General features: G+C 45.6%; 14 protein-coding genes. 7 read left to right on the top strand and 7 right to left on the bottom strand.

Going from position 1 to position 21,811, the window contains the following annotated elements; all coding sequences use genetic code 11:
* Positions 1–349 precede the first annotated feature (349 nt).
* The 4 genes from QUA50_RS17315 to QUA50_RS17300 all read right to left on the bottom strand — a co-directional run bounded on the left by QUA50_RS17315 (position 350) and on the right by QUA50_RS17300 (position 5,907).
* Positions 350–2,053 carry a tetratricopeptide repeat protein gene (locus QUA50_RS17315; protein WP_333265253.1) on the bottom strand — a complete coding sequence of 568 codons (1,704 nt, stop codon included), beginning with the start codon at positions 2,051–2,053 and terminating at the stop codon, positions 350–352.
* Positions 1,993–2,886, bottom strand: coding sequence for a sigma-70 family RNA polymerase sigma factor (locus QUA50_RS17310; RefSeq protein WP_333265254.1), 894 nt, complete (start codon positions 2,884–2,886; stop codon positions 1,993–1,995). The genes QUA50_RS17315 and QUA50_RS17310 overlap by 61 nt, the downstream gene beginning before the upstream one ends.
* 196 nt (positions 2,887–3,082) lie before the next feature.
* On the bottom strand, positions 3,083–5,299 hold the full coding sequence (locus QUA50_RS17305) for a transporter substrate-binding domain-containing protein (RefSeq protein ID WP_333265255.1): 2,217 nt from the start codon (positions 5,297–5,299) through the stop codon (positions 3,083–3,085).
* A 218-nt stretch (positions 5,300–5,517) separates the two neighbouring features.
* Positions 5,518–5,907 (bottom strand): hypothetical protein, encoded by a 390-nt coding sequence (locus QUA50_RS17300; RefSeq protein WP_333265256.1) that lies wholly within the window; start codon positions 5,905–5,907, stop codon positions 5,518–5,520.
* 484 nt (positions 5,908–6,391) lie between these two features.
* On the opposite strand from QUA50_RS17300, the gene QUA50_RS17295 reads away from it, so the two are divergent.
* On the top strand, positions 6,392–7,630 hold the full coding sequence (locus tag QUA50_RS17295) for a response regulator (RefSeq protein ID WP_333265257.1): 1,239 nt from the start codon (positions 6,392–6,394) through the stop codon (positions 7,628–7,630).
* 200 nt (positions 7,631–7,830) lie between these two features.
* On the opposite strand, the gene QUA50_RS17290 is transcribed toward QUA50_RS17295, so the two are convergent.
* Positions 7,831–14,331, bottom strand: coding sequence for an AAA family ATPase (locus QUA50_RS17290; protein ID WP_333265258.1), 6,501 nt, complete (start codon positions 14,329–14,331; stop codon positions 7,831–7,833).
* Between the two features lie 493 nt (positions 14,332–14,824).
* Between QUA50_RS17290 and QUA50_RS17285 the strand changes: the two genes are divergently transcribed.
* Positions 14,825–15,184, top strand: coding sequence for a polysaccharide deacetylase family protein (locus QUA50_RS17285; RefSeq protein WP_333057338.1), 360 nt, complete (start codon positions 14,825–14,827; stop codon positions 15,182–15,184).
* Between the two features lie 371 nt (positions 15,185–15,555).
* Here the strand turns inward: QUA50_RS17285 and QUA50_RS17280 are convergent, their stop codons facing one another.
* Complete coding sequence (locus QUA50_RS17280; protein ID WP_333057337.1) at positions 15,556–15,780, bottom strand: hypothetical protein; 225 nt, start codon at positions 15,778–15,780, stop codon at positions 15,556–15,558.
* A gap of 127 nt (positions 15,781–15,907) precedes the next feature.
* Complete coding sequence (locus QUA50_RS17275; protein ID WP_333057336.1) at positions 15,908–16,069, bottom strand: hypothetical protein; 162 nt, start codon at positions 16,067–16,069, stop codon at positions 15,908–15,910.
* 121 nt (positions 16,070–16,190) lie between these two features.
* Here QUA50_RS17275 and QUA50_RS17270 point away from each other — a divergent pair, with 121 nt between their 5' ends.
* The 5 genes from QUA50_RS17270 (at position 16,191) to QUA50_RS17250 (ending at position 21,637) form a co-directional block, all read left to right on the top strand.
* Positions 16,191–17,354, top strand: coding sequence for a GuaB3 family IMP dehydrogenase-related protein (locus QUA50_RS17270; protein WP_333057335.1), 1,164 nt, complete (start codon positions 16,191–16,193; stop codon positions 17,352–17,354).
* A 738-nt stretch (positions 17,355–18,092) separates the two neighbouring features.
* Complete coding sequence (gene trxA / locus QUA50_RS17265; protein WP_006631199.1) at positions 18,093–18,416, top strand: thioredoxin; 324 nt, start codon at positions 18,093–18,095, stop codon at positions 18,414–18,416.
* Positions 18,417–18,605: 189 nt separating this feature from the next.
* Positions 18,606–19,673: an LOG family protein gene (locus QUA50_RS17260; protein WP_333057334.1), complete on the top strand. Its 1,068-nt coding sequence runs from the start codon at positions 18,606–18,608 to the stop codon at positions 19,671–19,673.
* A gap of 310 nt (positions 19,674–19,983) precedes the next feature.
* Positions 19,984–21,189, top strand: coding sequence for an urease accessory protein UreH domain-containing protein (locus QUA50_RS17255; protein WP_333265259.1), 1,206 nt, complete (start codon positions 19,984–19,986; stop codon positions 21,187–21,189).
* Positions 21,164–21,637, top strand: coding sequence for a hypothetical protein (locus tag QUA50_RS17250; RefSeq protein ID WP_333265260.1), 474 nt, complete (start codon positions 21,164–21,166; stop codon positions 21,635–21,637). Before QUA50_RS17255 ends, QUA50_RS17250 begins: the two co-directional genes overlap by 26 nt.
* The last annotated feature ends 174 nt before the right edge of the window (positions 21,638–21,811 follow it).

Below are 21,811 nucleotides of genomic sequence, written 5' to 3'. Positions count from 1 at the left end.
TATAATTTCTACCCATTGCACCAGATTTTGTTATTGAATTAAGGTCAGCAACAAAAGATGTAGAGTGAGCAGTGCCCACCCTACATCTTTAAATCACATTTAATCAGCTTAGAAATGTAGTTTTGCTGAAAAAATATTGGTTTTAGAATCTACGACGAAACATAATTAGCCTCCTTTGAGATTAGTTTGATTTTGCTTTTTATTCGAGACTAAATTTTATTTTTGTCTCTACACCCATAAGACGAATCCAGAGGTCAATTTCTGAATTTTTCGAGTTAGAGGCTGTTTTTTCCTAACTAAATGCACTCTGAGAGGTTCAGATCCCCGACTTCCCTAAGAAGTCAAGGATCTACGCTTTAGCCCGATCGCCCTTTCGCCTCTTACCTTTCAACCGTTTCACAGCCTCCTCAACCTCCCCGCGAAAAGGGTAGAGCAACCGCCGACTCAGCGCACTTCGATAAGCTTCCACAGCCTCCGTCACATCCCCCAACCCCAACAACGCTCTTCCTTGCCAGTAACCAGCCATCGCCGGGTCAAACTCCATCAATTCCCGAGCGAACTGACAAGCCTTTTCCAACCATTTCCGACTCGCCACCTCATCCCCCAGCCCTCGATAACTCTCCCCCAGCCACACCGCAGCAGACACAGATTGCAGATAACCCCCCTCTTCCGGTAGCAACTGCCATCCTTGCGCCAAAGCCTCCACCGCTTCCCGGTGTTTCCCCGCCAGCACCAACACCCGCCCGTGACTAAACCAAGCATCAGGTAACTGCGGTTCAAGTTGCGTCCCCCGCACAGAGACACCACACCCTCGATCGATCTCCTGAAAACTTTCCACCAACACCCGCCCCGCCGTCGTCCAAACACTCCAACGTTCGGGAAAACGATCGAGCATCTCTTCTACTATTGATGCCAGGGTTACTTGATTGTTCGATCGCCCTAAATCCCCCTTATCAAGGGCGACTTTGAGACTGGTTCCCCCCTTTTTAAGAGGGGCGGAGGGGGGATCGAGAGCAACTGGGGGAGAGGCAGCAGGCAAAATCTGACACAACGCCCGATAAATTTCACAATCCTGGGGATACAGACGATAAGCTTTCAGCATCGCCTCAGCCGCTTTCTGATATTCCCCCGTGTGAAACAAGTAACGCCCGTAGGAATACCAACCCCTAGGATGATTCGGGTGTTCCTCAGTAAACCGTTCCAACACCCCAACCCCGTTAGCCGACTCCCCCCGGAAAACGTGATAATATGCCAGCAACTCGCGGGCATCCGCCGCATCAGGAGCCAGTTGCAGCACAGAACTAATTATCTGTTTAGTCTGTTTGCCCTCCTCACCCGATACCAATCTCATCCGGCAACGAGTATCCGCCAGTCGTTTGAGCGCTCGGAAATCACCCGCAGCCAGCTCTAGCACTTTGCTCAACCGCCGCTGCGCTTGGCGCACATTCCCCACCGCCTGACTCGCGTCGTAGCTGTCAATCAGCGCTACAACATCATCCGGGTTCAGTGACAAAACCCGATCAAACGATCGCAAAGCTGCAACCGCATCCCCTCTCCCCCTTTGCACCTGCCCCAACGCCAGCCAGTGAGCCGCATTATCTGGTTCTAGGGAAGCCGCAGACTCAAAAGCCAGTATCGCTGCCTGAGTGTCATCTCTACAGAGTGCGATCGATCCGCTGATATGCTGTCGAGTCGCCTCATTGCGTGCATGGGCCGAGGCACTTTCATAAACCGCTATTGCCTCAACCTCTCGTCCCATAAGCTGCAAGAGTTTCGCCAATTGCAAGTGTACGCCGATCGATGGTGGTTGCTGCCGATCTATTACTTGGCGATATTCCTCAACCGCCTGCTCGATATGACCCATTTCATACAGCAGATTCGCCAATTCCAACCGTTTCTTCCACCCAGATGGATACTGCTGCACGTACTCACTTAATGTTTTCAGCTTCTGCTCTTGTCGGGTTGGCTTGGAGTCTGCAACCAGGTAAGCATTCAACTCCACCCCAGAGGACTGAGTGAGGGATACCACCCGGAATGTAGTGTTTCTAGACATATTGCTGTTACCTGATAATTTATTGTCTCGCCACTGTTTTGAGGGATGGGGGCGATCGAGTCGGATGCGATCGTTTCATCGAATTGTCGGGGCAATCCCCCCGCGTCAAGCGAAGCTATCCCGTAGGGAATCGCCCCACCATCTTGACGCGGTAGGCACGGGGGCACTACCCCTGTGGCAAAATCATCGCTGCTAAAGGCAACGTCCCCCTTTTTAGACGACTCCGAGGAATCTGACAAACCATCATCCAACCCTGACAAATACCTGCTCAAACGCTTTTGCAGAATCTCTCGTGCCTGTTGGATGCGCTTGTAAACGTTATTGAGCGAGAGAGCAAGTTGTTGGGCAATATCTTGATAGGCAATCTGGTGGCAGTAACGCAGGATAAACGGATTGCGTAATCGAGAAGGAAGAGTATCAATAGCGCGGCGAATGTACTGTCCCAACTCATGATGTAGAAGTGCTTCTTCAGGAGAGTTCAAACCCGAAATAAATGCTGAATTTCCTGTAGCAGCTACTTCTTCAATATCCTCCATCTGCATTGCTTTCCGGCGGCGTTCTCGGTGTATATCTATACATAGATTATGGGTTAAGCGAAGCAGCCAAGCTCGGAGGTTGGTGATTTTTTCGGCATAGTCTGGTAATTTATTCCAAGCTTTGAGCATGGCGCGACTGAGCACCTCTTCGGCATCAGTAGAATTCCCTCCCATCCACCTGAGACAGCAACGGTAAAGATAATCTCGGTTCTGCTGCCATAGCTGCCAAAATGCTTTCTCTATATCTTCTGGACAATACCGAATGTCTGTTGCAATAACGGATTGAGAATTTGACATGATTTTAAAGGTGGTGAAAGATAGATGTGAAGAAACATTTTTGTGTTACTTTTTTCGTTGCACCCAAATCCCGCAAACATCTAGCTGAGTCTAGTCTGAGTATTTATCCGGCTAAAGATTGGATTCAGTGTCGTTAGCCAATATTCAAGGTTTATTGTTGTCAGGGTGATTCATGAATCACCCCGATTCAAGCCAATTAAGCAAAAGGAACCGAGAACAAGACACCGCCCTCGGTATAAGGCGCTTCAAAAGGGCTAACAGGAATACCCGGGAAGTTTCGGTTAGTCATCTCGCTATAGTTCCCCACTGCGGAAATCGCATTCAAAGCAAAATTATTCGACAAACCCAGACTTTCACCCACATTTCCTTCCACTCCCAAAAAGCGGCGGACAACTGGATCTGAGCTATTGATTTCCTGGCGTACATTTTCCGAAGTTAAACCCAGTTCTAACGCTTCATAAAGAGAATAAGTAACTCCAGAAACCACATCCTTCCACTGGGATTGATTATCGTCCACCACCATTGCTAAAGGCTCCTCTCCCAAGACTTCTGGAAAGGGCTGATGCTGGTCTCGCTGGTCTGGGGGTAAGGTGAGAAGACGAGAGATAATCAGACCTCCATCGCCGGTGATCGCATCCAATTCGCCCTTGATATAACTATCAAATAGAGTCTGGAAGCTATCTAAGGCTACGATTTCCGCATTAATGCCCGAAGCACTCAACTTTTCTCGCAGAGTTGCCTCAGAAGTGGTATTTGCAGTCACGCCAATTCGGCGACCTGCAAGCTGTTCAAAAGAGGTAATTCCGCTGGCGGTTGGTGTTACTACAAATTGAGCATCGTAAGTATTAATGGGGGCAAAATCTACCCCCAGCAAAGCATCCCGTTTGAGGTTGTGGGTGGCGTTACGGCTAGTTACATCAACAATGCCATTGGCGACATCGCTGAAGCGCTGAGCACCCGTTTTCTGAATCACGAATTCCACTGCGTTGGGGTCGCCAAATAGGGAAGCTGCTAGTCCCCGACCCAAATCCACATCAAATCCGGTTAAATTGCCGTTGGGGTCAGCAAAACCGAGTCCAGGTGCATCATTTCTCACCCCAACGCGCACGAACCCCCGGTCTAAAACTTCCTGTAAAACGTTGCGGTTGTCGTTATTTACTAAGGGTACACTTAATTCGTCAGTCCCCGAAAAGGGTGGATAATAAAGCAGTCCCCCAGGTTCGACAAACATTAGTTCATTGAGCTGGCGCGGCAGCACTTCGGGATTGAAATTGCGATTGTAAATCTCTTCGTAATTACCAATTTGTTGGATAACTTTCAAGGCAAAATCATTTTTGAGTCCCAGAGATTCTCCTAAATTCCCTTCCACGCCTAAAAAGCGCTTACTGGCAGAATTTCCATCAAGAAATTCATTCACATTCTGGGAGTTAATGCCAAAGAATTCGGCTTGGATGGGAGCGTTGACCGCCCACCGCACCACATCAGCCCATTCAGACTGATTTTCCGGCACGATGAGTGCTAAAGGCTCTTTAGAAATGGCTTCATTCAGAATGACTTGATTTCCTGGATTGGATAAGGTGGGAATGCGATTGCTCAGCACCCCGCGATTAATCGAAACTGCACCGATTTGTCCCGCATCGTAAGCGCCAAACAGAGCATCTTGTGAGGGGAAAGTTTGGATGTTGAGGGCGATTCCGGCACGTTGGGCGGCATCTATTAAATTTTGCCCAGAGCGCGTTCCTGCTAATACGCCGATGGTTGTTCCTGATAACTGCTCAACAGAACTAATTCCACTATTACCGCGCACCAATACCGCTTGAGTGTCGAAGAAAACGGTAGGCGAATAATCTACTCCTAAACTGGCATCGCGGAGCACAGATTGAGTGGGCAAAGTAGCGGCGATATCCACTGCGCCACTGGCAACACTGTTAAAGTCTTCACCGGCTTTGACGACTGCGAATTCTACTGCATTCGGGTTCCCAAACAAAGCAGTGGCAATGGCGCGACTAAAATCAATGCCAATCCCGCTAAATGAACCGTCGGCTTCTCGGTTGCTAAATCCGATCGCATCTTCGTTAACTGCAACCCGCACAAACCCGCGTTTTAAGATTTCTTGAAGTTGAGATCCTGTGGGTGTGGTACTGGCAACGGGAGCTCGACCTTCAGCCGCTCCAAACCGCGCATAATGTTCAAATCCGCTTGAGAAACTACCGTTGGCAACTGCTGCTGCTACCTGGGGGTTAGCATCTAGATAAAATTGCTCGTTGAAGGAAATTTGTGGGTTTCTTTTTTCAATAAAACCAAACTTTACCCAATGCTCGAAGCCGTTGGGAATAATGCCTGAAGCTACGGCTTGTGCCACGTCGGGATTTTCTTGCAGGTAGGTGGTTTCGTTGTAGTTAAGAATGGTCATACTCCTGTCATTAGATAATTTGTGCGTTCAATTAACAGGGGTTCCGATCGAGGCTAATTTCTGCTCCAACCGCAGCCTATTCCGGCACGTTGCTATTGTTGGATGGTTTTGTTAAGCAATAGGTGAATTATGCTATTGCTGTTGTGTTAACGGAGCGATCGCTTTGACTTGGAAAACAGCTAAGTGCACCCACTTTCCTCCCAATCTTTCCGCACCTTTCAAAAAGAGCGTTGCATATTTGCGGGATGGTTTTGAATTTTATCAAAGCTGAAAACCCTTATTTTTCCGGCGGAATCTTCGATCGACCCTACAAGATTCATCCCAAAATGATGCAATGCTTTTTCTTGAGGCTGTATCCTTTCCATATCTCTATCATCGCTCCCCTCCCCTACCCCTGTCAGTCGGAAAAGTCGGATCGTAAAGTCGGAAAAGTCGATCGCCCTGGTTTTACTATCTATCTTTAGATGGAGCAGATCGACAGCATGACTTGTACTGTTATCTGTCTTTTGGTAGATGCTATTAATAGTATGTTTGGGATGTTGGCATAAAGCAAGTCGGAAAAGTCGGATCGTAAAGTCGGAAAAGTCGGATCTTTGCCTAATGGGCATATTTCTGAGTGATAATTACACTATCACGCGCTAAAATACATCAGTGATAATACTGAAAATGAATGAAATTGTCGGCGCTAATCGGCTGATATTTTTCCATGACCATATAAAAACTAATAGAGGCTTGTCTTTTGGATCAAGACAAGGCTTGGTAGTGAGTTATACGGTTGTCCGCTAGGTAGCGAACTCAGATTTATGAAAAATGAACCCGTTTTTCAGATTTGTTAACAGCTTTATATATGTCAAAGAGTCGATGTCGTAGGCGTCGAGGGGGTGACAAGCAACTTAAAAGCCTTGTAATGACAAGGGTTTAAGCCGATCGCCCTCACAAAGAATTAAGCGGGCGCGATCGCTACTTTTGCTTCGACAAGGTAAAATGAGGATTGGGGGCGATCGTCCAGGAGCGTAAGTGTCAATAAGTCTGTCATAATAACTATTAGGAATTTCTCCACCGAGTTACTACGGTGTATAACTCAAAGCTAGGGTGCAAAACAGAAAAACCTTACCCGATGAGATAGATTTGTATATGACTTTTGAAGAAGCACTAGAATTTCTAGAATCAGCCTTAGAGTCCAAAACCAGTAAACCGTTAAATTTTCTCGAGCAGGAAATCTTAAAAGCTGCTTGGAAAAACACAACTTATAGTGCTGTTGCTGACAGCTTGTACCTCAGCATAGGACATATCAAAGATTTAGCAGCCATCCTGTGGCAGCGCCTTTCAGACGTAATGGGAGAAAAAGTTACGAAGAATAACTTTCGCTCTCTGCTAGAGAAGCAAAACACCACAAGTGAGCTCGCCGATGCCAAAGGCGAAGGCAAACTTATGGCGATGGCTGCGGCTGAAACAAGTGACATCAATCAATTAGAAACTCCCAAAGGTAACATCTTAATTGTTGATGACCTCCCAGAGAACCTGCGTTTTCTAACAGAAATTCTCACTAAAAATGGGTATAAAGTTCGCTGCGTAACCAATGGTGCGATGGCCTTGAGAACAGTTCGCAATCATCCCCCCGATGCTATATTGCTGGATATAAAAATGCCAGACATAGACGGCTATCAAGTCTGCGAAGCCCTCAAATCAGATGAAAATACCTCAGAAATTCCGATTATTTTCTTAAGCGCACTTGACCAAGTATTTGATAAAGTCAAAGCTTTTAAGGTAGGAGGAGTTGACTATATATCTAAACCTTTTGAGCCGGAAGAAGTGCTAGTTAGGCTCGATACTCAGGTAACTATCCAGCAGCAAAAACGCCAGCTTAAAGAAGCAATCGAGCGACACCAGCAAACCGCAGAAATTGCCTACCAATCTCGCAGCCTGCTGGCAAATTTGCTAAATTCATCTCTGGATGGAATAGCCGCAGTGCAGGCGGTGAGGGGAGATATCGCTGGAGAAATTGAAGATTTTCGCTGCCTGGTAGTTAACCCTGTCTTTGCCAGACTCTTAGGGAAAAAACGAACAGAACTCGCGGGGGAACCCGTGCTGAAAAAACTGTTTAATCAATTGAGTCCCGGAGTCTTTGATTTATTAGTAGAAGTTGTTGAGACTGGAGAATCGCTTGAAGGAGAGGTTCATCTAGAAAGTGATTACCTGGGCAAATGCTATTATTTCACTGCTGTTAAATTGGGAGACGGTTGCTCAATTACCATCCGCGACCTTACAGACTTGAAACAGTCGGCATTAAAGTCAATGATGCAACAGAACCAACCCCGTGCTATCAAATAGGATAAACGGGGCTTACGCAATCTTACCCAAGAAACCGGGTTTATTAGCGAATCAACGGGCTGCAACGCGTCTTTTCGTCAGGATTTACGCACTCCGACGCCTAGAAACCGGGTTTTTTAGCGAATCTAGGGACTGTAACCAAGTATTATCGTAAAAAAACCCGGTTTCTGACCACCCGTGTGTAATTCCTAAAAATATCATCATTCACCAACCAAGGATTCAGTTAAATCGAGAATCTTCTCAAACTGAAACCTCGTCACCCAATTTCTAAGAGTTTGAAGCTCGAAAGCGCGAGATTCAGGAATCTCCTCTAGGAGTTGACAAACTAATTCCGCATCAGCGTCAATAGCTGCTTCATATAATTTTACTATCCATTCTTTTGACATCGCTGCTAATAAATCCGTGAAATTTAACGGTTCTCCAGTCACATTAGAAGTGGGAGAGGGTAGCTCTTGCTCCTGATAAATATAAAGGACGCCCAAATGTTTAGCCATGATGTCAAAGATGGCTTCTGTGTGGAACGGTTTTCGCACAAAATCATCGCAGCCCGCCGATAAAATAACAGCCTTTTCTTCTTCCCACACGCTAGCAGTAATAGCAATAACAGCAGTAGCTTGACCTTTGATAGTGCCTTTAATGTGTTTCGTGGCTTCATAACCATCCATAACGGGCATTCTCATGTCCATCCAGATCAGATGGGGTGAGTAGGAATCCCAAATTTCAAGCGCTTCAATACCGTTACTCGCTTCTTGCACTTCAAAACCAACAGGTTTGAGGAGTTTAACTAACAGTTGGCGATTGTAATCTCGATCGTCCACCACGAGGATGCGATATTGGGGTTGGTTAGGCGCTAGCGCAACGACGCGACGACTTTGGGGTTGATTTTGAATTGTGCTGGCATCAGCGATGCCCACAGGAATGTCAAATTTAAATGTTGTACCCGTTGTGTCTTCAAAAAATTCCTTGAGAGGAATTCCAGGGGTGAAAACTTTACCGTGACTAATGACTGTTATTTCACCTCCCATCAAGCGGACAAATTGACGGCTAATCGTCAGTCCTAATCCGGTTCCTTGCTGCACTTTTTGACCGGATGCTGTTTGCACGAAGGGTTTGAATAGATTCTCCATTTCCTCTACTGCAATGCCAATTCCCGTATCTTTTACTTCAAAGGTAATGGTTGTTGATTGTGGGTTGTTGGTTGTTTTAGTTTCGGCTTCTATTGGGGTTTTTACCTGTTTGTTTTTTACTTTTAAATACACGCTTCCCGAAGCGGTAAACTTAACGGCATTACTGATTAAATTAATCAGCACTTGCCGCAACTTAATTTCATCAGCGTAGATATATTTAGGAACATCGGCAGCACATTCAAATCGTAAATCTAAGCTTTGAGCGGTGGCTTTTAAGGCAAACATATCCTCAATTTCAGCTAAAAAATGATGAATGTTCAAATTATTTTTAGATAGCGTCATGCGTCCCGCTTCAACTTTGGAAAGGTCAAGCACCTGATTAATTAGAGATAATAAATGCTCTCCACTGCGCTGAATGATGTTAAGGTTCTCTTTTTGTTCAGTTAACAGATTGGTATCCTGATTCATCAGTTGCGAAAAACCCAGAATGGCATTCATGGGAGTTCGCAATTCGTGGCTCATGTTGGCAAGGAAAATGCTTTTGGCGAGGTTGGCGGCAACGGCTGCTTCTTTGGCTCGTTCGAGTTCTGCTTCAACTTTTTTGCGCTCACTAATTTCCTGTTCTAAGCGGACATTTTCGATCAGCGTTTTTTCCGCTTGCTTGCGATCGCTAATATCTTGAAAAGCTGCGATCGCGTACTCTACATTACCCGTCTCATTGAAAATTGGCGTACTCGTTGCTTCTACAAAAATGCTCCCGTCGCTGTGGTGGAGTTCCAAGTCATCCGCCTGAGCTTTTTCACCGCCAAGCGATCGCACCAGGGGCAACTGTTCGACTGGATATATCTCCCCTGTCCCTGCCCGATAAATGTGATAGGTTTTTGAGAGTTGCTCGATTTGGGCTTTTGGTAAATCTTGAATATTCAGTAACTGCTGTGAAACTGGATTGGCGTAAACCAGTTGTCCTTTGGCGTCGTGAACGGAGATGCCTAGAGGTATAGCATTGAGGAATTTATTCAGGCGATTTTGGGTGGATTGTACTTGGGTGTAGAGTGTAGCGTTGGTAAGGGCGATCGCCGCTTGACTTGACAGCAGTTTAATTAGTTCCAGGCGATCGGGTGTAAAAACCCCATCTGCTAAATTATTTTCCAAGTAAACAATTCCAATTAATTGCCCTTGATTGATCAGAGGCGCGCACAGGATAGACTTGGGCTGCTGTGTTTTGATATAAGCATCTTGGGTAAATCTGCCTTCACGGGCAACATTGTTTTCAATCAATCCTTCCTGAGTCCTTTCAACATAGTGAATAATCGACAAAGGCAGGCAGGTTTCTATAGGAGTCGATTGCAAAACCATCACCCGATCTGAGTTAGCCTCACCTGACGCTTCGACTCGCAGTTGTCCTTGAGAATCTAAAATTAGATAGCCAGTTTGTGCGCCGCAGCTTTCCAGCAGGATTTTCATCAAAGTGGTGAGGAGTTTATCTAGCTCAATTTCACTGGCAATTGCCCCTGATGCTTTCATCAATGCTGCCAAATCCAGCGTTTCACCTGAAATGCTGTTAGATGTATCAGACAGGATGTTGCGCGATTTATCCGAAAAATTGGCTTTCGTAAAGCGCTTTAAAAGTTCTGGATACTGTTGTTTCAAATCAGTCATTTTAGCGGTTGCACCCCAACGTAAATAACAGTAGTAAGCATTTGTCATATAGGATCGGGCAACTTGCTCTTTTCCCCAAGCGAGGTAGAATTTGGCAGCCAGTTCATTAGCCAAAGCCTCTTCGTTGATGTACTCATGCTCTTTGGCTAAGGCAATGGCGCGATCGTAGTAGTCGATCGCCCTAGCATTTTCCCCCAAAACTCGATATCGCTCTGCCTCCACTAGATAGAATTTATGGAGGTGAGTCATCGGAGCAAACTCCGCCCATTTCTCGATATTTTTCTGATTGGCTTTCACCTGCTGGAGGATGAGTTTTTGCTCGGATTTTGGTGCGTCAGAATAGATAGCCAGATAAACTAAAGAATTGTAGAAATGGTAGAGAGGAATAGTACCTACAGCGCTATCGCTATATTTTTCTGCTGATTTAGCATTTTCTATAGCTTGCTGATAGTCTTGAAAAAGATAGCAGAGAAATAGCTTGTAAAAATAGACCGAGCGACAAAGATTTTGAGCATTCGCCTCTCGATGCAGGGGTAACATTGTTGTTTCGTCATAGTTTTCACCGATTAAACGGCATTTATCTTCAGCCTGTCCCATCAAGTTCAATAAAACCTGTCGATTGAGTTGGTTATAGTAATATGATGTTTCTTGCTTCAGTTGGCTGAGGGTATTACTGTACATTGCCATTTCGGCCTCGACTGCTGGCAATTCCTTCCCCAATACATAAGAATGATAGCAGTATACACAAACTGAATAAGCTGCATATTCTAAGTCTCCAGTCTCTAGGGCGATCGAGTAAGCATTCTGCAAAGGGTTTAAAGTTTCCCTAAGATGCTCTTTCCAATGTTTGACAAAGTAATTAACAATAAATATGGTGCGGGCTGTAAGTTCTTTAGTATTAAACTTATCGAGGAGCAAGATAGCAAGTTTCCCAAATTGATAACCAGTCTCAATGTCTCCTACGGTTTCCCCAGACAGAATTAGTCCGTAAGTAGCATAGGCACAAGAAGACACAGAAGTATTTCCGTATTTGATTGATAAATTGACCTGTTTAAACGCAATTAACGGTAGCAATTCAGGTCGGGCTAAATGGGCCGCAGAAAGTATACTTGATAGGATACGCATTGCTGCCAGTTTATCAGGATTAGTCATCACTGGTAGGTCGATTAAGTCCTCAACTGACTTCCCTACTAAACTTAACTTTGTCTTCATCAGTTCAAATAAAATATTTAATTTTGTTGGTTTTTTGGGAAAACGGATACCCAACAACTTTAATACTGAAAGTGCCGTATCTATCGCTTCTAACGGTTTGTTTTGTGCTGTATAGGCTTGAATCTTGACTTCATAGACTTTCACTTTGTCCAGCAATGAAGTAGCTTGTTGAAGCACTATGTCAGCCAATTTTTCCATTTCCTCAACGTGGCCACTCAAGATAGCAGCTTCTACTGTTTCCACATACAGTGCCAGAGTTAGGTCATACTGACAAAGCCAACTATCTGCACTCAAGCAATTTATACCAATTATTAAGTAATTCCAGGCGGGTTTCCAAGCTGCTGATGCCTTCGCTTTTTTGCCAGCAATCAGATTTAATTGAGCAAGTTTATCTTTTTCTAACTCGATGTCAATTGCTTCAATACCGAAGTTGAGTTGATTGACAATATCAAAAATCTTTTGTTGGAGTACCTGTGGTGGGGTATTTTCTAACAACAGTTGCCCGACTTTCCAGTGAACCGCTTGCTTGTCGTCAGGGGGAATTAGGGAATAGGTGGCTTGCTGAATGCGATCGTGAGCAAATTTATAAATAATTTTTAAGTCATTCGCCTCTCTGTTTGTTTTCAGAAATTTGTAATCATCCCCAACGGGTAAAATCAATCCTGCTTGAATGGCATTCCATAATTCATCAGCCGTTTGTTTTGGAGAAGTTTCATTAATTATTGAAAGAGTTAGTAAATCAAATTGGTTGCCAATGCAAGCGGCTAATCGTAAAATTTTTTGTGCAGATTCTGATAAGGTTTGAATTTGCTCTGCCATGAACTCAACAACGTTATCAGTAATATTCCTAGTTATAATTTGCTCTAAATCCCAATGCCAAGCCCCAGCATTCAAATCAAAAGTCAGCAATTGCTCTGTATAAAGTGACTTGAAAAACTCTTTAATAAAAAAAGGATTACCTTGTGTTTTTTGCCAAACCAACTCGGCTAATCTTTGCGTAGGAACCCACTCGGTTTTCAGCGTATCCGCAATGAATTCATTAACCTGGTTTAAATTTAAGGGTGAAAGGGAGAGATGATTAATTACTACTCCCTGCTTTTTCATTTCAGATAAAGTCAGCATTGCAGGATGAGTTGCAGTGACTTCGTTATCTCGATAAGCTCCGATTACAAACAGATATTGAGTAGTAAAATCTGTCATTATCAACTGGATCAATTGCAACGTAGCGCTGTCTGTCCACTGAAGATCGTCTAGAAATAGGACGAGAGGATGTTCTTTTTGGCAAAAAACTTGAATAAATTTTTGAAAAGCTAAATTAAACCGATTTCGTGCTTCTGTTGCGGGTAATTCGGGGACGGGATTCTGTTTGCCAATAATCAGTTCAACTTCGGGAATGACATCAATAATAATTTGTCCATTGCTTCCTAATGCCCGTCGAATCTTTTCTCGCCACTGTTGTAATTGCCCTTGAGTTTCTGTGAGTAGTTGTCGCACCAATTCTTGGAAGGCAGCAACTAAAGCTTGATAGGGAATATCGCGCTGCAACTGGTCAAATTTACCTGCAATAAAGTAGCCGCTTTTTTGAGTGATGAGCTTATACAATTGCTGAACTAAAGCTGATTTCCCAATACCAGAGTATCCAGAAATTAGCATGAGTTCAGTTTGTCCTTGTACGGAGAGATTTTGTGACTGAGTTGTCGTTGGGTTACTCAGATTATTTGCTAAACCAGCCCCTACTTGTTTTTCTTGTCCCGACGCTACACGATCAAATGCACTCAATAATGACTCAATCTGTGATTCTCTTCCGTACAGTTTTTGAGGGAGTTGCAATTTAGGAGAAATATCTTGGTATCCCAATAAAAAAGATTGAAATTTACCATTTATCAATTGAGCCAGACAAGTTTTTAAATCGGCCTTAATTCCCCAAGCACTCTGATATCTATATTCTGCGTTTTTTGCCATTAATTTCATGACAATTTCTGATAAACTCAAGGGGATGCTTGGATTTATTTTATGAGGTGAATTCGGTTGTTGGGCAATATGGCAATGGACTAATTCAAGTGCATCGACGGATTCAAAAGGCAACTGGTTGGTTAGCAGTTCATAGAAAGTAACGCCGAGAGAATAAAAGTCGGTGCGGTAGTCTAGTGAGCGGTTCATCCTGCCTGTTTGTTCAGGAGATATATAAGCCAATGTCCCTTCTAGAAGATTAGGACTTGTGAGGCTGGGATTCTCTTGGCATAGGATGGTAGATAAGCCAAAGTCAATGATTTTTATTTGTCCTGTTTGAGGATTCAAGACAATGTTAGATGGATTGATATCTTTGTGAATGACCTTTTTTTGATGAACTTTGCCTAACGCATCTGTGATTTGGATGGCTAGGTGGAGAAACTCTGGTAATCCCAAGGGACGGCTATCCAGCAGGATTTTTAAGGACTCTCCTCCAAAATCTTCCAACAACATGAGTTGTGTGTTATCGTATTTTCGCAGTTCGTAGGCTTTAATCGTTTCCTCTAGGTTGAGAAGGCGAGTGATTTCGTATTCCTGCTGATAGCGGTAGAGTTCGGCTGGTGTGGGATAATCCTCTTTGAGGAGTTTCAAAATCAAAGGTTGCTGATTTGATTTGAGGATGCCTCGGTATACGAGGGAATTCGCACTTTCGTAGATTTGGCTGACTATTGTGATATCTGGCAGTGAAATCATGTTGGGAATTATTGCTGCCTAAAAAAAATAAGTATACCAATAAATATAACATGGCTAGGAGCGGGTGAGAGCAGCAGTAAACTCGCTGCGAATATAAATCCTTGCCTTACACCCCTTATAACTTCCGATCTTTTATTATTGCTTTTTTGCTCTGGACTTACTTACGCTATATAGCAATCCTAAATCATTTGCATAATTATTGTAGGGGCAATCCGACCCCTACTCCCCGTGGTTGCCCGATAGATAGGGGGTAGGCACGGGGGGTAGGGGTAGCACTACCCCTACAAATTTATCTGAATCATTTAGGATTGCTATATTATATGTAGCGTACAAGTGTACTGGCACTTGAAGCGTCTAGGTACTGTGCGATCGCCCCAACTGAAAAATTTCGGAACGGATAATAATTAATGATAAAATAGCTTAAGGATTCAGCTCCCCAATTGTGGTAATCTGACAACCATTCACTTTCCTTCTCGATCGAGTGCGTGCAGCTATGCGAATCGGTAAAAATTTACCAAAGTTTCGGCTTTTCACTATGGCGTTATTTTTCGCAGTATCGCTGTTAATCAAAGTTACTAAATTTCACAATTATTTCGGCATCAACCGCGCCGATCCCGAAGTGAAAGTTGTTGCCCTCACCTACGAGGACGGGCCATATCCTCCCTATACAAATCAGCTTTTAGATATCTTAGACCGCTATCAAGTTAAAGCAACTTTTTTTGAAATCGGCCGCAATATTGAGAAACATCCAGAAATCGTGAAAATGATTGTCGCGAGGGGAGATGAGTTGGCAAACCATTCTTACTCTCACAAATCGCATTTGCCATGCGGATCGCGCCGCAATATCATCTAATTCAGGCATCAAAGTCGGAACTAAAGCTGCCCGAAACTGCATCGGTACAGTAGAGTTACTAGCAATTTCTTTAACCAGTTCCAGGAGCAAAACGAGGTTGTTAGTGGCTTCCAGGAGGCGAGAACCGGGGAGAAGGGCGATCGTCCGAACTGCGGGAATTAACTGCAAATCTTTGCCCGTAGAATTGAGGTTGTCCATGACAGGATTGCCGACAAACTGAGCTTTCTTTAAACCCTGTCGGTTTAAGTCAGCAGCAGTCAAAGCATCTCTAGTAAAAACGGCCAGACATTTCTCTGAGCAAAGCAACTGCCACAAGATTAAACCCAAATCGACTCGCCCCTCGTAATAACTAGAATGAGCCGACAGAAAAATTATATAGGGGCAGTTGCTGGCATGGGCGATCGCCCCGGCGACAATATCCCCAGTGGCCACGTGGCCACCACCAAATCGCAGCGGCGCGAATGCGTCCAAACAGCTTGCAATTGCTGCCAAGTCAAAGCAATCAGCCCCGCCCCAATATCTTTGAGGAAAAACAGGGGATTCATGTAAAAAACTCCCCCAGACGGCATTTGACTGGTGGGCCCAATAATTGGCACGGTCGATCGGCTGTAAGCAGCCCCGTCAATCGATTTTAGATTTTAGATTTTAGATTTTAGATTGACTTGCGCGAGATAAATGCGGGGGCTTGAGGATTTTCGATTTTGGATTGATTCCACGGATAAATCACGTGGCGGGTACCACATGAAGAAATTCGTGGTCACCGACAACCGGCATCGCCGAAACATCAACATCCGCGCCAGATGCTCTCAAAGCTTTGAGAATTTGACAGTTAATCGCGTCTTCCCCGTGCCCGTTGCTGAGGAAAAGTATCCCCTTCGATTTCATATAATCAGAATACAATCAGAATCAGTGCCGAGCTTTTTTAAAGACAGCCGTGCGATAGCTAAACTCGGGCGGGCTAACTTTTTGTTAGTCTAATTTAAATACATTGTGGAAGTGAAACAGCGTGAATATTGAAATTGGGCGGGGCAAAAGCGCTCGCCGAGCTTACGGCATAGATGAAATTGCGCTTGTACCCGGACAGCGCACCCTCGATCCGAGTTTGGCAGATACCAAGTGGCAGATTGGCGGGATCGATCGAGAAATCCCGATCATCGCCAGCGCCATGGATGGAGTAGTCGATGTCCGCATGGCGATTTTGCTGTCGGAATTGGGAGCAATGGGCGTGCTCAACCTAGAAGGAATTCAAACCCGCTATGCCGACCCCCAGCCAATATTAGAGCGCATCGCCAGTGTGGGGAACCACGAATTTGTTTCCCTGATGCAGCAACTCTATGCCGAACCCATCAAGCCAGAATTAATTGACCTGAGAATTAAAGAAATTAAAGCTGGAGGAGGGATTGCCGCCGTCAGCGGTACACCGGCTGCTGCGAGCAAATACGGCCGGGCGGTTGCTGAATCGGGAGCCGATATATTTTTTGTGCAAGCAACAGTAGTCTCGACAGCTTTCCTTTCCCCTGAAGCGATCGCACCTCTAGACTTAACTAAATTCTGTCAAGAGATGCCGATCCCAGTAATTTTGGGCAACTGCGTCACCTACGAAGTCGCCCTGAATTTAATGAAAACTGGCGCTGCGGGCATTCTCGTGGGCATTGGGCCGGGGGCTGCTTGCACATCTAGGGGCGTATTGGGTGTCGGCGTTCCCCAAGCCACAGCGGTAGCAGACTGCGCCGCCGCGCGGGACGACTACTATCGCGAAACTGGCAAATACGTGTCGGTGATTGCTGACGGCGGTTTAATTACCGGCGGCGATATCTGCAAGTGCATTGCCTGCGGTGCCGATGCAGTGATGATTGGTTCGCCCTTTGCCAGGGCCGCCGAAGCTCCTGGCCGCGGCTTTCACTGGGGGATGGCGACTCCCAGCCCGGTTTTGCCGCGGGGCACTCGCATTCGCGTGGGGACTACGGGTACTGTGGAGCAAATTTTGCGCGGGCCTGCGGTACTAGATGACGGTACGCACAACTTGCTCGGAGCTCTGAAAACTAGCATGGGCACCTTGGGCGCTAAGGATCTTAAGGAGATGCAGCAGGTGGAAGTGGTAATTGCTCCTTCTCTGCTGACTGAGGGTAAAGTCTATCAAAAAGCTCAGCAGTTGGGCATGGGTAAGTAGATTTACCGATCGAATACCAGCATACCTTGACAAAATTTGTTCCACAGTCTCGAAATTTACAGAATATTGTGGAATTATCGAGAAGGAGATGTCACAATAGAAGAAGCGGAGACGCATGTTTCCGTTCACTCCTCACACCACACTCCGCCCGGACTACTGTTCGGGCGGTTCCTTTTTTGCCGGAAATCTTGGCTCTTGCTTACTAGATACACAACTGAGGCTTTTACCTCCGGAGAGGGGGAGAGGGGGAGAGTCTGGGGGTGGGAGAATTTTTTTTCTACATAAGTGCATTCTGCCTTGGGAAACATCAGTGCCTTGTTCCTTAAGGAATGAGAATTAAATAACTTCCAGTCTTGAAAGTGGGATGGGCTCTTATAGCCCGTCCAAAAAAGACGGGCTATAAGAGCCCATCCCACAATAACAATTAAAATTGTAAGTTATTTAATTCGCGATCCTCAGAAACCTTGTGCCTTCTTCCTTCTACCGTCTTCCCTCTTCCTTCTTCGTTCAGAAGCCTTCTCTTGAAATCGTTGACCGAAAGCAGACTCAGGACTGGTGAAATAAAAAACCTGTATCCGAGGAAACTTGCCGAACGTATTTATCCGTGGGGTCAATTCTAAAATCTAAAATCTAAAATCTAAAATCTAAAATCTAAAATCTAAAATCGATTGACGCAAGTGGTTACACTTTTTGCTAGACTTGTTATCCGAGAAATAGTATTTACAAGGATGGCTAGGGATGTCAGCAGCCGCGCAAGTAACCGACTCTACCTTTAAGCAGGAAGTGCTCGATAGCGAAGTTCCAGTTCTAGTGGATTTTTGGGCTCCCTGGTGCGGGCCCTGTCGGATGGTGGCGCCCGTCGTAGACGAAATTGCCCAGCAATATGAAGGGCAGGTCAAGGTAGTAAAAGTTAATACCGACGAGAATCCTAACGTCGCCAGCCAATACGGTATCCGCAGCATTCCGACGCTGATGATATTTAAGGGCGGTCAACGTGTGGATATGGTAGTTGGGGCAGTTCCGAAAACTACTCTGGCCAACACTCTGGAAAAGTACATTTAACTGAACTGCGAGGGGTTTCGCGCTGTTCTTTGTGGGCCGCGAAAGCTAACTCGCTTCAGAACCGGGGCTAAGCTACGGGAAAAGTTATTAGTACCCAGCAGAGCAATTTGCTGGTGGCTATTGGCTTCTAACTTTGGCTTGCCCCTTAATTTTTAGTCGCGACAATTTGTTACCGTTTCGGAAAAATTCATGATTCCTTCTGGGTATGGTCAAGGTTTTGAGTCTCTCCAAGCTGAAGTGATGGAGTTGCTCGATCGCTTGCCAAAGTTGAAGCACTCTGAGTGGATCGAACGATCGCTCTCTACTATAGTGCAAATGGCCGGAGAGGATCTCGATCGGCTAGACTGGAAAATTATTGCGGCGTCGCTCCGAGATATGGAGAACGCTTTTGAGATGTTTTATCCTTACCGCCACGTTCGCAAAATTGTGATTTTTGGTTCGGCGAGGGTGTCACCGCAATCTGTGGAATATTTGATGGCCAGAGACTTTGCGCGGGCGATGGCCCAGCAGGGTTTTATGGTGATTACTGGCGGCGGCGGGGGAATTATGCAGGCGGGGAACGAGGGGGCGACTGCTGAAGGTTCTTTTGGGCTGAACATTCAGTTACCTTTTGAGCAGAGTTCTAATCCTTTCATTGCCGGCGATCCCAAATTGCTCAATTTTAAATATTTTTTCACTCGTAAGTTATTTTTTCTCCGGGAGAGCGATGCTTTGGCTCTGTTTCCGGGCGGTTTTGGCACTCTGGACGAGGCTTTTGAGTGTCTGACTTTGACTCAAACTGGCAAGTTCGGGCCGGCTCCTTTGGTATTGATCGATCGACCCGGAGGAGATTATTGGCACGATTGGAATTATTTTGTGCAAAAACAATTGCGGGGCCGGGGCTTGATTTCAGTCAACGATCGCAGCCTGTATACGATTACTGACGATGTAAATGTCGCTTGCGAGGCGATCGGTAGTTTTTATCTGGTTTATCACTCCTGCCGCTACGTGCGCGAAAAACTGGTAATTCGTTTGAAAACAGAGCTTTCTGAGGAGAATGTCGATCGGCTAAATACTGATTTTAGCGATATTGTCGTCACCGGAAAAATTGAAAAAACTCAAGCTTTGGAACCGGAAATAGGAGATGCAACTTTCGATCTGCCGCGCCTAGTTTTGCATTTCAACCAGCGGGATTTAGGGCGGCTTTATCAGCTAATTGCTACCATCAATCAAATGGGTGCAGCTTCGCCGGCTGCGGCGCATCCAGAAAAAAAGTAGTTATTAGTCAACAGTCATTAGTCATTAGTCAACAGTCATTAGTCAACAGTCATTAGTCATTAGTCATTAGTCTGTTGGGGCGGGTTTCACGAGAAATATTTCTAACTTACTCAGGGGATAAATAAACCCGCCCCTCTGATGGAGATAAATTTGACCACGAATTTCAAAGGTTGTACAAACCCCCGCATTTATCCGTGGAATCAATCCAAAATCGAAAATCGAAAATCCTCAAGAAAGAGCATTTATCTCGCGCAAGTCAATTCTTTAATCTAAAATCTAAAATCTAAAATCGATTGACTACTAACTCAAAATGCTAGACCTGCTGCTAATTGCAATTTTGGGATTTCTCGGCAGTTTCGGTCACTGCGCGGGGATGTGCGGCCCGCTGACAATGGCGTTTTCTCTTTCTAATTCCCGCAACGATAAATTAGCTGCTTTCCGCTTTCATTTGCTGCTAAATTTGGGGAGAATTGCTGCTTACGCTTTGGTGGGTGCAGCAATTGGCGGAGTGGGTTCGGTGTTAATTGCTGGCGGACTTTTGGCAGGTACGGGCAGCGAATTTCGGCGGGCGATCGCACTTCTCACGGGCACGATGCTGATTTGGTTCGGAGTAGTGCAAATTAAACCGAACTTGCTGCCGAGATTGCCGCTGCTGCACCCAATGTCGCACGATCGAGTCGGACAAGCAATGAGCAAGCTTTCGGCACAAAAAAAATGGTGGGTGCCAATTGCTTTGGGTTTGCTTTGGGGTTTGATTCCCTGCGGTTTCCTATACGCGGCGCAGATTAAGGCGGCGGAAACGGGAAATTCGGTTTTGGGTGCGGCGACGATGCTGGCTTTTGGACTCGGCACCTTGCCAACTATGCTGGGAGTGAGTTTTTTTGCTGGCAGATTGAGCGCGGACAAGCGCAGTCAACTGTTTCGTGCGGGTGGGTGGGTGACGGTGGCGATCGGGATTCTTACCTTGCTGCGAACCGATGAAATGGTTGATTTTACGGGCCACGCAGCGCTGCTGTGCTTGATGCTAGCACTGTTGGCGCGTCCGGTTAGCAAGTTTTTGCCGCAACTGTTGCGCTACCGCCGCGCCTTGGGTGTGGGCGCGTTTGTCCTCGCAGTCGCCCACACGTTTCATATGCTGGATCATACGCTGAAATGGAATTTTGATGCTGTGTCCTTCATGTTGCCGCAGCATCAGTTGGGAATGGCGGCGGGGATGACGGCGCTACTGTTGATGTTGCCGGCCGCGGTTACAAGTGTCGATCGTATACAAAATTTTTTAGGCAAAATGTGGCGAAGGCTTCACCTGTTAAGCGTTCCAGCTTTCCTGCTGTGCGCTGTACACGCCGCACTCATCGGTTCCCGCTATCTCGGCGGCTTTGAATGGAATTGGCACAATCAACTGCTGACAGCCGTGTTAGCGGTGATTGCGGTGTTAGTTATGTTCGTGCGATCGCGCTTTTTTTGGTCAATTTTATCACTGGAGAAGTTCTATGTTTCGCCTGTCAAACAAAAGTAAAAATTTGGGATTGTTAGTTTTTTTGGGATTGCTAATTGAAGCAACAATTCCCAATGCGCCGCAGTTCAACTCAATTTCTGTTTTGGCGCACGAAGTCGAAGTATCGGGAGATGTCGCCGCTACCTTTCACCTAGAACCCAATCACAATCCCCGCGCCGGACAGCCTGCCAAAGTGTGGTTTGCCCTAACTCGCAGGGGCGGTCAAATTATCCCACTAGAGCAGTGTAATTGCAAATTAGCAGTTTATCCGAAAGAGCGTAAACAAGGGGATAAACCGCTGATGCAGCCGCCGTTAAAAGCCATCTCTGCGGAAAAATATCAAGGAATACCGGGAGCAGATATCGTGTTTCCCAAGGCTGGGATTTACGAACTTGAATTGAGCGGAACAGCCAAAATAAAAGCTAATTTTAAACCCTTTAAACTGACTTATACAGTCACGGTTCGCTAAAATAATCTTTCCATCACCGAACATAAATCTTGTAGGGGCGGGTTCACCGAAAATAAATGCCTAAAACCCACAATCTCCTAAACCCGCCCCCACCCAACTAAAATAATCTTTCCATCACCGAACATAAATCTTGTAGGGGCGGGTTCACCGAAAATAAATGCCTAAAACCCACAA

The sequence above is a fragment of the Microcoleus sp. M2_D5 genome (assembly GCF_036701935.1).
GTDB lineage: Bacteria > Cyanobacteriota > Cyanobacteriia > Cyanobacteriales > Microcoleaceae > Microcoleus.
The sequence above is the reverse complement of the archived record's forward strand: the minus strand, read 5'-3'. Positions and strand labels throughout refer to the sequence as shown.